This is a genomic window from Jeotgalicoccus meleagridis (assembly GCF_903994045.1).
Taxonomy (GTDB): Bacteria; Bacillota; Bacilli; order Staphylococcales; family Salinicoccaceae; genus Jeotgalicoccus; species Jeotgalicoccus meleagridis.
Genome location: NZ_CAJEWD010000008.1, coordinates 724,037 through 735,814, shown reverse-complemented (window position 1 = coordinate 735,814; position 11,778 = coordinate 724,037). Strand labels below are relative to the sequence as shown.

Sequence of the window (11,778 nt, the reverse complement as noted above, 5' to 3'; positions counted from 1 at the left end):
GAGCTTCTTTTAGCTCAGGACTTTTTATATTGTTAAAACAATCATCAACATCAGACTGATAATTAAGTAGATTAAAGAGAATTTGAGGTTTTTATCGGCCCATGTTTGTTTATCTTTTACTTTGTAACCTTTGGCAGCAAGTATAATCCATAAGATATTGAGAATTAAAGAAACGATGGAAAAGATCCATCCAAGCGATTGGTATAAAAGTATTGGTACCGGTAAGAGCGCTAGTATATAGTACATATTTTGTCTGACTGCAGCATCCACACCAACTACGACAGGTAGCATAGGGACACCAGCTCTTCTATAATCACCTAGACGTTTAATTGCAATAGCAATTGTATGGGGGATTTGCCAAATAAACAGTATGTAGAACAAAGCGATGGGAATTAAGTGATTGGCAGGCATGATAACTGCCCAACCTATCAAAGGTGTGAAGGCTCCAGAAATACTGCCGATAATCGTATTAATTGTATATCTTCTCTTAGTCCAAAATGTGTAAATAACGACATAGAAAAACCAGCCTAAAAATGAATAGATGAAGGCTTCAATGGTAGTACTTAACATGAGACCTAAACCAACTATGGTTGAGACAATAGCAGCAATTAAAACACTTCTTAATGAAAAATCGCCAGTCACTGTCGGGCGTGCTTTTGTACGCTCCATCTTTTGATCTAAGTCATGTTCGAACCAGTTGTTGAACATGAGCGCACCAGAAATGACTAAGGTGCTCGCAATCATAGTGAGTAAAAAATCCCAAAAGTGATGTGAAAATGTATGACCTGAAAAGTAAAGTGCTAACCAAAAGCCTGTAAAGACAGGTAAGACATTTGCGATTAGTACTTTTCCTTTTAAAAGGTATTTAATATTTGTAATAAAATGAAGTAAAGACGATAAAACGCCTTTTTCAGAACTGTGTGTGTTCAAAGTATTCCCTCACAAAATATAGTGTAAATAACATTATAACAGTCGCTAAACTTTAAAAAGGAAAAAACAAGATGAATTTATGACAATTTATGTTTTATCTTTATAAAGGCGGGTAATTATATGTTATAAAAAGATTAACTGAATTGACCTTGGTTTGTTAAAGTCATCAACCATATATTATAAGTGTGTTGATTGATTTTATAAAGTAAACCCCTTTGCCAGATAGCAAAAGCTATCTGGTTTTTATCTTTTTTAATATTTTTATTGAAGATAGGTTATATTGATAAGAAAACTGGGTAATAAGTTAATAGAAAGATATAAAGCAACTTGTGAATTATTAAGAGAATTTGTTATTTGATATTTAAAACTAATATTAAAGGAGTTATTTCATGTCAGATTATAATAAACCGACCAGTGGCTTCGACAGCACTTTAGTACTAGTATCTTATGTCATTTCACTATTTACAGCAGTAGTAGGGCCTTTAATATTGTGGGCAATTAAAAAAGACGATGAGCCAACAACGGCTATTGCCCTGAGAGACGTCGCTAATTTCGGCTTATCTTACACAATATATATGTTCATCGCTTGGGCAACGACTATTATTCTAATAGGCTATATACTTGGTCCAATTGTAACGATTGCTTTTTATGTCTTTGCGATAATCGGAATAGTTAAAGCGGTTAATGGTGAGGCTTATAAACCACCGTTTACGATTGATATTTTCAAATAGAACTTATAACACTAAAAAACCTCTAAATGATATTGAAGTCATTTAGAGGTTTTTATCAGTTCTAAAGAAAAAAGCATGCTTTAGAGGCCGAAACCTTTATTTGGCCTTGATTCTTGTATATAATATATAGGTGTGAATCAGGCTATGATACTTTGACTATAGATTAGAATTATTATAAACTATATAGGTATCAGAAAACATAATTTCAATTGGAGGATTAGACATGGCATCTGTTTTAGAAATTAAAAATCTACACGTTGAAATAGACGGTAAAGAAATATTAAAGGGTGTTGACTTAACGATTAAACAGGGTGAAATCCACGCTGTAATGGGACCAAACGGTACTGGTAAGTCTACACTTGCGCAAGCTATAATGGGTCACCCAAGCTATGAAGTTACAGAAGGTGAAGTACTAGTTGACGGCGAAAACATCTTGGAATTAGATGTTGATGAGCGTGCGAAAGCTGGACTTTTCTTAGGTATGCAGTACCCATCTGAAATTTCAGGTGTAACTAACTCTGACTTCCTACGTTCTGCAATTAACGCTCAACGTGAAGAAGGCGACGAAATTAACTTAATGCAATTCATTAAGAAATTAGATAAAAACATGGAATACCTTGAAATGGATCCTGACATGGCAACACGTTACCTAAACGAAGGATTCTCAGGTGGGGAGAAAAAACGTAACGAAATTCTTCAATTAATGATGCTTGAACCTAAGTTCGGTATCCTTGACGAAATTGACTCTGGTCTAGACATTGACGCATTACGTGTCGTATCTGAAGGTATTAACAAACTTCGTGGTCAAGACTTCGGTTCTTTAATTATTACTCACTACCAACGTCTACTTAACTACATCACTCCAGATGTTGTTCATGTAATGATGAAAGGTAAAGTTGTTAAATCCGGTGGTAAAGAGCTAGCTGAACGCTTAGAATCAGAAGGTTATGACTGGATTAAAGAAGAACTTGGTATCGACGATGAAACTATCAATGCCGAAGATAAATAAGACAGGAGGATCACTATGGCTACTGAATTAAATGCATTTGAACTTGATAAGGAAGACATTATAGCTAAAGCAAATGCTAGAGGCGAATCTGAATTTCTTATCGGTAAAAGAAAAGAAGCGGTAGAACAATTTGATAGTCTTGAAATGATTAAACCTGACAAGACTAAAGTAGATAAATGGGACTTCTTTAATGTGACTTCACCAGTGGTTGAAGGTTCTACTTTTAATACACTTGAAGAGCTACCAGAAGGTGTTAAAGAATTAATTGATTTAGACAAGGTAGAAAACATTTATGTCCAACATAACAATACACCTGCATACCTCCAGTTGAATGAAGGCTTAAAAAATAAAGGTGTTATTGTTGAAAATATCATTGATGCAAGTCAAAACCATCCTGAATTATTAGAACAATACTTCATGACAGATGGTGTAAAACTTGATGAAAATAAATTGACTGCTTACCATGCAGCTTTATTAAATGGTGGAGTCTTCATCTACGTTCCTAAAGATGTCAAGATTGAAGAGCCAATTCAATCAGTGGTCTTACACGATGATGAATCAGCATCACTATTTAATCACGTGTTATTAGTTGCTGACGAAGGTGCAGAAGTTACTTTCGTTGAAAACTATTTCTCTAACCTAGAATCATCAACAGAAAAAATCAACATAATCTCAGAAGTGCTTGCAAAAGATAATGCAAAAGTAACTTACGGTTCAGTTGATTTCCTACCTAAGAAAATGACAGGTTATGTGAACAGAAGAGGTGTTGCTTCTAATGATGCAACGATTGACTGGGCGTTAGGATTAATGAATGACTCAGACATTATTTATGACAATACAACATATCTAATGGGTGATCGTTCAAACTCTGACTTAAAAATCGTTCATGTTGGACGTGACGCACAAAAATCTAACTTTACAACACAAATCATTCACTATGGTAAGGACTCAAATGGTCATATCTTAAAACATGGTGTAATGAAAGATAGTGCAACTAGTATCTTTAACGGTATTGGTTATATTAAACACGGTGCAACTAGAGCAGACGCTCAACAGGAATCTCGTGTCTTAATGTTAAGTGGAGATGCTCGTGGTGACGCTAACCCAATTCTTCTAATTGATGAAGATGACGTAACAGCTGGACACGCTGCCTCTGTCGGCCGAGTAGATGAGTTGCAGCTCTTCTATCTGATGAGTCGTGGGATTAGTCAAAAAGAAGCTGAGCGTTTAGTAATTCATGGATTCTTAGATGCTGTGGTATCAGCTCTTCCAATTGAATCAGTTAAAGCTCAACTAAAAGAGGTTATCGAGCTTAAAGTTTTATCTTAAAGAAGGGAGGCGACTGACATGGATGTAAATAAAATCCGTCAGGATTTCCCGATACTTGCTGAACAGGTTAACGGAAAAGACCTCATATATTTAGATACATCAGCAACGAGTCAATCACCAAGACAAGTGATTGATGCAATGAATGATTATTACGAAACTTATAATTCTAATGTCCACCGTGGTGTGCATACACTCGGTACTAAGGCAACTGATGCTTATGAAAAAGCGCGCATGAAAGTGCGTAGTTTTATCAACGCACTGCGCTTTGAAGAAATCATCTATACACGAGGAACGACAGCAGCGATTAACTTAGTGGCAAGAAGCTTTGGAGATATGGTGGTCGAAGACGGCGATGAAATCGTTGTGACTGAAATGGAACACCATGCAAACATTGTGCCATGGCAACAATTAGCTAAGAGGAAAAATGCTAAACTCGTCTTCATTCCTATGGAAGAAGATGGGACAATCACTCTAGACAGTGTGAAAAGTGTCATGTCAGATAAAACTAAAATCGTTGCAATTACTCATGTCTCAAATGTTCTTGGAACAATTAATGACATTAAAGAAATTGCAAAGATCACACATGAACATGGTGCGTATATTGCAGTTGACGGTGCTCAAGCTGTACCTCATATGGCTGTTGATGTCCAGGACTTAGATGTAGATTTCTATTCCTTCAGTGGACACAAGATGTTGGGTCCAACAGGTATCGGTATTCTTTACGGAAAAGCCGACTTACTTGATAAAATGGAGCCAATTGAATACGGTGGAGATATGATTGATTACGTATATAAAACCGATGCGACATGGACGGACTTACCTGTTAAGTTTGAAGCAGGGACACCGATGATTGCAGAAGCAGTCGGTTTACATGCGGCAATTGATTATTTAGAAGAATTAGGCTTAGACAACATTCATGACTATGAACAAACACTCGTTGGCTATGCGTACGATAAGATGTCTGAGATTGAAGGCATTGAGATTTACGGGCCAGATAAAGACAATAGAGCTGGTCTAATTACTTTTAATCTTACAGGCGTTCACCCTCACGACTTAGCAACCGCACTTGATTCAGAAGGTATTGCAGTACGTGCAGGACATCATTGTGCACAACCATTGATGAAATGGTGCAATGCTCATTCAACAGCAAGAGCGAGTTTTTATCTATATAACACGAAAGAAGAAATCGATCAGTTTATCGAAAGCCTTGAAAAAACGAAGGAGTTTTTCTCTTATGAATTTTAACAACTTAAATCAACTGTATCGTTCAGTTATTATGGATCACTACAAAAACCCTAGGAATAAAGGTGTAGTGGACAATGGATCACTGACAGTTGAAATGAATAACCCGACTTGCGGCGATGAGATTCAGCTCACATTGAATGTTGAATCGGGCATTATTAAAGATGTTAAGTTTCAAGGTCACGGCTGTTCGATTTCTATGTCCAGCGCATCTATGATGACTGAAGCAGTGATGAATCAACCTGTAGAAAGAGCACTCGAGATGGCGGATGAATTTTCAAAAATGATGCTTGGTGAAGATGTAAACATTACAGATGATATGGGCGACATTGAAGCACTACAGGGTGTTAATCAATTCCCAGCACGTATCAAATGTGCAACACTCACCTGGAAAGCACTCGAAAAAGGGTTCAAAGAATCTGAAACAAAATAATTTTAGGAGTGATCATATATGGTCAAGCAAGCACCAGATGTTGGCGATTACAAATATGGTTTCCACGATAAGGACGTTTCCATCTTCCGTTCAGATAGAGGACTAACTGAAGAAATAGTTAGAGAGATCTCTAAGATGAAAGAAGAACCAGAGTGGATGCTAGACTTCCGCTTGAAGTCACTCAAACATTTCTATAAAAGACCTATGCCGATGTGGGGTGGGGATTTATCAGAATTAAACTTTGATGAAATCACTTATTATGTTAAACCATCAGAACAAACAGAACGTTCATGGGATGAAGTACCTGAAGAAATCAAACGTACATTTGATAAACTAGGAATTCCTGAAGCTGAACAAAAATATCTTGCAGGGGTTTCTGCTCAGTATGAGTCAGAGGTTGTTTACCACAACATGGAGCAAGATTTAGAAGATAAAGGTGTAATCTTTAAAGATACAGACTCTGCACTAAGAGAAAACGAAGAGTTATTCAGAGAGTACTTTGCAACTGTAGTTCCTCCTACAGATAACAAATTCTCAGCACTTAACTCAGCAGTATGGTCTGGTGGTTCATTTATCTATTGTCCACCAGGAGTAAAATTAGACACTCCATTACAAGCATACTTTAGAATTAACTCTGAAAACATGGGGCAGTTCGAACGTACGCTAATAATTTGTGATGAAGGTTCAAGTGTTCACTATGTAGAAGGTTGTACTGCACCTGTTTATACAACAAATTCACTGCACTCAGCTGTAGTTGAAATCATTGTTAAACGTGATGCTTACTGCCGTTATACAACAATCCAAAACTGGGCGAACAACGTTTATAACCTTGTAACAAAACGTACATTCGTTGATGAGAATGGTACGATGGAATGGGTTGACGGTAACATCGGTTCTAAGATTACTATGAAATATCCTTCAATTTACTTAAGAGGAGAAGGATCACGTGGTATGACACTATCGATTGCGCTTGCAGGTAAAGGTCAACTTCAAGATGCTGGAGCTAAGATGATTCACCTAGCGCCAAATACTTCTTCAACAATCGTTTCTAAATCGATTGCTAGAGGCGGCGGTAAAGTATCTTACCGTGGTCAAGTAAGATTTGGTAGAAAAGCACATGGTGCACGTTCTAACATCGAGTGTGATACTCTTATCATGGATAATGAGTCAACTTCAGATACGATTCCATATAACGAAATTCTAAATGATAATATCTCATTAGAACACGAAGCGAAAGTTTCGAAAGTATCAGAAGAACAACTCTTCTATCTAATGAGCCGTGGTTTAGGTGAAGAAGAAGCGACAGAAATGATCGTAATGGGCTTCATCGAACCATTCACTAAAGAACTTCCAATGGAATATGCGGTTGAAATGAACCGTCTAATCTCCTTCGAAATGGAAGGTTCAATCGGTTAAAGAAAAATATTCAATGCTTGAAAGCCTTTATGGTTTTCAAGCATTTTTTTATGTCAAAAATGTGTATTGTTTTTGATAATAGGGTATGAGTATCGAAATAAACAAGGGGGTTTTATTTTGAGTAACAAAGAAAAAGGGGTAAAGGATACAGATATATCGAATAAGTTTCCTCATACCTATGCCATATTACTCGCCATCGTCATTATCGGTGCAGCCTTAAGTTACATAATACCTGCGGGTGAATATGACAGAGTCGAAACAGATGGTCGGGTGGAAGTTGTAAGTGATAGCTTTCATAGTGTAGAACAAAATCCTGTCTCTTTAATGGATTTATTCATGTCAATTCCAAACGGATTAATCGAAGCTGCAGACATAGTGTTCTACATCTTCCTAATTGGGGGAGCCTTTGGAGTCATTCGTGCTACAGGCGCAATTGAAGCAATCATTCAAAAAGTGATGAAAAATGTAGGGAATAACGAAGCTCTGCTTATTCCTGTTATTATGATTATTTTTTCAATACTCGGTTTTACAACAGGAATGTCAGAAGAAGCAATCATCTTCGTACCGATTGGTATCATGTTAGCTACAGCTTTAGGTTATGATGCCATTGTCGGTACAGCCATGGTAACACTCGGAGCAGCTGCCGGATTCATTGGTGGTATGTTTAACCCATTTACAGTAGGGGTTGCTCATGGGATTGCTGAATTACCGATTTTCTCAGGTTGGGGATTTAGAACTTTTGTATACTTATTCGTGTTAATTGCAGGAATTTTATACGTACTTCACTATGCAAGAAAAGTTAAAAAAGATCCCAGCATAAGTTTAGTCTATGAAGAAAATAAACACGGTGATATTAACTTTACAGAAAATCAATTGGACTCTAAAGTACTTGGAAAACGCCATATTGTGATTGTTGTATTATTTGCATTGACGATTGCCATAAACGTCTTTGGAATCTTCCAATATGAATGGTTCTTAACAGAACTGTCGGCTAACTTCTTTGTAGTCGGTATTATCATTGGTTTTGTTGGTGGACTTAAATTAAATGAAATATTTGATGCTTTTATAGAAGGTATGAAGATTGTTGTGTTTGGTGCCATTATCGTTGGTTTTGCCCGAGCAATCTTAGTTGTTTTAGAATCCGGTTTAATTATAGATACGATTATTTATAGTATGAGTTCTGTTCTAGACTATATACCGAATTCTGTGACTGCTTTAGGTATGTTAGTTGTCCAAGTTATTATCAACTTCTTTATACCATCTGGCTCAGGTCAGGCAGTTACAACGATGCCAGTTATGATTCCAATTTCAGATTTACAAGATATACCAAGACAAGTAGCAGTACTTGCTTTCCAATATGGAGATGCAATTACAAACAGTATCATTCCAACTTCAGCTTCCTTAATGGGTGTTTTAGCTGTTGCAGGTATACCTTATATCAAATGGGTGAAGTTTGTTTGGAAATTAGTTGCAATCTGGTTAATCATTGCTGCAATTGCTTTAGTCATTGCGACAGTTATAAATCTCCAATAATTAAGTTAAAAACTCAGACTTTAGTTTGAGTTTTTAATTTTGCCTAAAATTAAGTGTCAGAAAATTGACACAAGTTTTTACGGTGATAAACTTAAGTTAAATATAAATATTGGAGGCGTTTTCAAATGGGTCAAACTTGGCTAAAATTATCTGTTCTTTATCTCGTAATAGGGATTTCAGTAGGTCTCTTTATGTCGTATACGATTCAATTAAACTGGGCGGCAGGACATGCACACACAAACGTTGTAGGTTGGTTAACGACTCTCGGCATCGGTGCAGTACTGTGTATTTATCCTCACCTAGCTAAAAACACTTTAGGTACGATTACATTTTGGTTATATCATATCGGGGTACCTTTATTCATATTCTCTACTTACTTTGTGCAAGTAAACCCTGGTGTTGCACATATATTTACTTTCGTTGGTGGACCAATGTTCCTACTTGCTATTATCCTTTTCGGTGTTAATTTATTCTTAAATCTTAAAGAAGAAGATGTTGCTAAGTACCATAGAGAAGTGTAATGCTTGGTGCTTTTATAAGTGGGTATTATAATGGAGATAACAACTTATAAAGGTGGATGAGCTAATGGTTAATTTACAAGAATATTATGATAAAGCACTAACTACAAGTGAATATCGTGAAACTCTAACAACATTAGAAGATGGTTTTAATAAAATCTATGATGAACATGAAGTAGTTCAAGATCAAAGCTTTGAAGATTTTAAAAATAGTGGTAGAAAACTATTAGTCATTGCAGAACCTTGGTGTGCGCACTGTATGTTGAACCTGTCAATTCTATTTAAGCTCTCAGTAAAAGCAAATATTGATGTCAAAGTCGCACTAAGAGATGAAAACGAAGAATTGATGAATCAATATCTAACAAATGGAAACAAAGTGATTCCTAAAGTTATCGCGCTTGATGAAGACGGACAAGAAGCTGCAGTTTGGGGACCAAAAGCACCGATGACAGATTTAATTCAAAAAGATTTAACTAAAAACTTACCTGAAAAAGGTACAACAGAGTATGAAGAGCGTTTCGAAGAAGTCAAAAAAGAAATGCGTGAAAAATTCTCTACCTCACCAGAACTTTGGGATGCAGTTGAAGCGGATTTGAAAAAAGTACTATCAGCATAAGGTGAAGGCTAGAGCATTTATAAAGTAAAATGGCTTAGAAATCTTGGAATTAAGATTTCTAAGCCGTTTTTTTTGATTAAGGTGGTTAGATTGTTTGTAGAATGCGGTTTAACTTCTGATATATATCTTTATCGGACGTTGTCGGAACTTCGATGTCTGATATATGCCTTGCGCGCCACCGAGCAAACGACGACGTCACCCAAACAGATTTCACTATCCCTCAGCCTTCCTAGTACTAATAAAGATACCAATCATAAGGATAACAACGATACCGATGACTTGGTAAAGTCCGAGACTAACATTTAAAAATACGAGTGATGTTAAGACTGCTGATACCGGTTCTATTAAACCTAATATCCCCGCTTCAGTGGATGATATGTATTTTGTACTCGTAATATATAAGAAAAAGGCAAGTGTCGTTCCTAACAGTATTGATAGTACAAGGATAATAACTTGAGAAGTAGTCCAAGCAAATGTTAAATCAATATCCCATATTGGATGGATAAAATTCATCAGAATCCCACCGATTAGCATGGAGCCACCAACCAACTGTAACGGGTGAAGTTCTTGCATGAGAACTGGTGCATGAATGGTGTAGTAGGCAAGAGCAATCCCTGATAACAGTCCAAATGTTAAGGCAAGTGGAGAAACGGATAAGCTTGTGATATCACCGTTTGTTGCGATTAACAACACACCAACCATCATAGAAATAATTATAAAGGCTTCTACTTTAGTCCAAGGACGATATTTTTTAAAAACTGCGTAAAGTATGATATAAATCGGTCCGGTGCATTGTAAAACAGTTGCAATAGCCGCATTACCATAACCAATGGCTGCCATAAAGGTGTACTGCACCATAGTCATACCAAAGATTGAATAGATAAGAAACATCAGGAGTGTGTGCTTAGTCCACTGCATATAATGTTTCTTTTTGAAAAATAAAGTGTATATACTTAATAAGATGATGCCACTGATGGTGAGCCTGGCAGTGACATACCAAGACACTTCAACTGGAGTACTTTGAAATATAAAATCTGATGCTGTCCCACCAATACCCCAGAGTGAGGCACCGATAATTACAAAAATTAAACCTTTTATATGGTTTGACTTGTTCACTTTAAAACCTCCAAGATATATGTGCTAAAATAAACATAGGTGATCGTATGATTTATATCGGACTGACAGGCTGGGGAGATCATGATTCCCTTTATCAAGACCTGTCAAATAAAACTCAAAAATTAACAACATATAGTGCACATTTTCCTATAGTAGAGTTAGATGCAACTTATTATGCAATCCAAAGACAATCCACAATACACAAATGGTGCACAGAAACACCTGAACAATTTAAGTTTATCGTTAAAGCGCATCAATTTATGACAGGTCATAGTGATTATCGAGAACACTATGATTCTATAAAAGACGTCTTTAAAGCATATAAAGAAATGCTCGTTCCAATGGTGGAAGCTAATAAATTAGCTTTTGTTTTACTGCAATTTCCACCTTGGTTTGATTGTACTAGTAAAAACATTACTTATGTAAAATTTGCTACATCTCTTTTAAAACCCTTAAAGATTGCTGTGGAATTTCGCAATCAGACTTGGTTTCAACAGTCCTATAAGGAAGAAACCTTGTCTTTTTTACATGATGAAGGCTTAATACATAGCATCTGTGATGAACCACAAAACGGTATAGGGTCTATTCCATTTGTAAACCGAGTGACTGATGATGCTGCCTTTATTAGACTGCACGGCAGAAACTTTCACGGTTGGACGCAAGGAGACCGCACTTCAGATGAGTGGAGAGATGTTAGATATTTATATGATTATAACAAAAAAGAACTGGAATGGTTGAAGAAACAAGTAGATATATTAAGACATAAAACAAAGGATATTTATCTTGTGTTTAACAATAATTCGGGTGGTCATGCTGCAGGGAATGCCAAGACCTTTATCGATATGATGGGGATCGAATATACAGGGCTTAATCCCAAACAGCTAAAGCTATTCTAAGGGGCTGGA

At 36.5% G+C, this 11,778-nt stretch carries 12 protein-coding genes; 10 read left to right on the top strand and 2 right to left on the bottom strand.

The window, feature by feature from the left end; all coding sequences use genetic code 11:
- Positions 1-24: 24 nt before the first annotated feature.
- Complete coding sequence (gene cyoE, locus JEOSCH030_RS09260) at positions 25-930, bottom strand: heme o synthase (RefSeq protein WP_185126353.1); 906 nt, start codon at positions 928-930, stop codon at positions 25-27.
- Positions 931-1,319: 389 nt separating this feature from the next.
- Here cyoE and JEOSCH030_RS09255 point away from each other — a divergent pair, with 389 nt between their 5' ends.
- From JEOSCH030_RS09255 to JEOSCH030_RS09215, 9 genes are all read left to right on the top strand, one after another.
- On the top strand, positions 1,320-1,661 hold the full coding sequence (locus tag JEOSCH030_RS09255) for a DUF4870 domain-containing protein (protein ID WP_185126352.1): 342 nt from the start codon (positions 1,320-1,322) through the stop codon (positions 1,659-1,661).
- Between the two features lie 223 nt (positions 1,662-1,884).
- A complete protein-coding gene (sufC, locus tag JEOSCH030_RS09250; RefSeq protein ID WP_185126351.1) occupies positions 1,885-2,670 on the top strand; it encodes a Fe-S cluster assembly ATPase SufC in 786 nt (261 codons plus the stop codon).
- A gap of 15 nt (positions 2,671-2,685) precedes the next feature.
- A complete protein-coding gene (gene sufD / locus JEOSCH030_RS09245) occupies positions 2,686-3,999 on the top strand; it encodes a Fe-S cluster assembly protein SufD (protein WP_185126350.1) in 1,314 nt (437 codons plus the stop codon).
- 18 nt (positions 4,000-4,017) lie between these two features.
- Positions 4,018-5,244: a cysteine desulfurase gene (locus tag JEOSCH030_RS09240; protein WP_185126349.1), complete on the top strand. Its 1,227-nt coding sequence runs from the start codon at positions 4,018-4,020 to the stop codon at positions 5,242-5,244.
- A complete protein-coding gene (gene sufU / locus JEOSCH030_RS09235) occupies positions 5,234-5,674 on the top strand; it encodes a Fe-S cluster assembly sulfur transfer protein SufU (RefSeq protein WP_185126348.1) in 441 nt (146 codons plus the stop codon). The genes JEOSCH030_RS09240 and sufU overlap by 11 nt, the downstream gene beginning before the upstream one ends.
- Before the next feature lie 18 nt (positions 5,675-5,692).
- On the top strand, positions 5,693-7,090 hold the full coding sequence (sufB, locus tag JEOSCH030_RS09230) for a Fe-S cluster assembly protein SufB (RefSeq protein WP_185126347.1): 1,398 nt from the start codon (positions 5,693-5,695) through the stop codon (positions 7,088-7,090).
- Positions 7,091-7,207: 117 nt separating this feature from the next.
- Positions 7,208-8,623, top strand: coding sequence for a YfcC family protein (locus tag JEOSCH030_RS09225; protein ID WP_235962267.1), 1,416 nt, complete (start codon positions 7,208-7,210; stop codon positions 8,621-8,623).
- Positions 8,624-8,748: 125 nt separating this feature from the next.
- On the top strand, positions 8,749-9,144 hold the full coding sequence (locus JEOSCH030_RS09220) for a hypothetical protein (RefSeq protein WP_185126346.1): 396 nt from the start codon (positions 8,749-8,751) through the stop codon (positions 9,142-9,144).
- 64 nt (positions 9,145-9,208) lie between these two features.
- The gene (locus tag JEOSCH030_RS09215; protein WP_185126345.1) at positions 9,209-9,757 is read left to right on the top strand and encodes a thioredoxin family protein; all 549 of its coding nucleotides are present in this window, start codon (positions 9,209-9,211) and stop codon (positions 9,755-9,757) included.
- 213 nt (positions 9,758-9,970) lie between these two features.
- On the opposite strand, the gene JEOSCH030_RS09210 is transcribed toward JEOSCH030_RS09215, so the two are convergent.
- Positions 9,971-10,873, bottom strand: coding sequence for a DMT family transporter (locus JEOSCH030_RS09210; protein ID WP_185126344.1), 903 nt, complete (start codon positions 10,871-10,873; stop codon positions 9,971-9,973).
- Between the two features lie 47 nt (positions 10,874-10,920).
- On the opposite strand from JEOSCH030_RS09210, the gene JEOSCH030_RS09205 reads away from it, so the two are divergent.
- Positions 10,921-11,769, top strand: a complete 849-nt coding sequence (locus JEOSCH030_RS09205) for a DUF72 domain-containing protein (RefSeq protein ID WP_185126343.1) — start codon at positions 10,921-10,923, stop codon at positions 11,767-11,769.
- Positions 11,770-11,778: the final 9 nt, after the last annotated feature.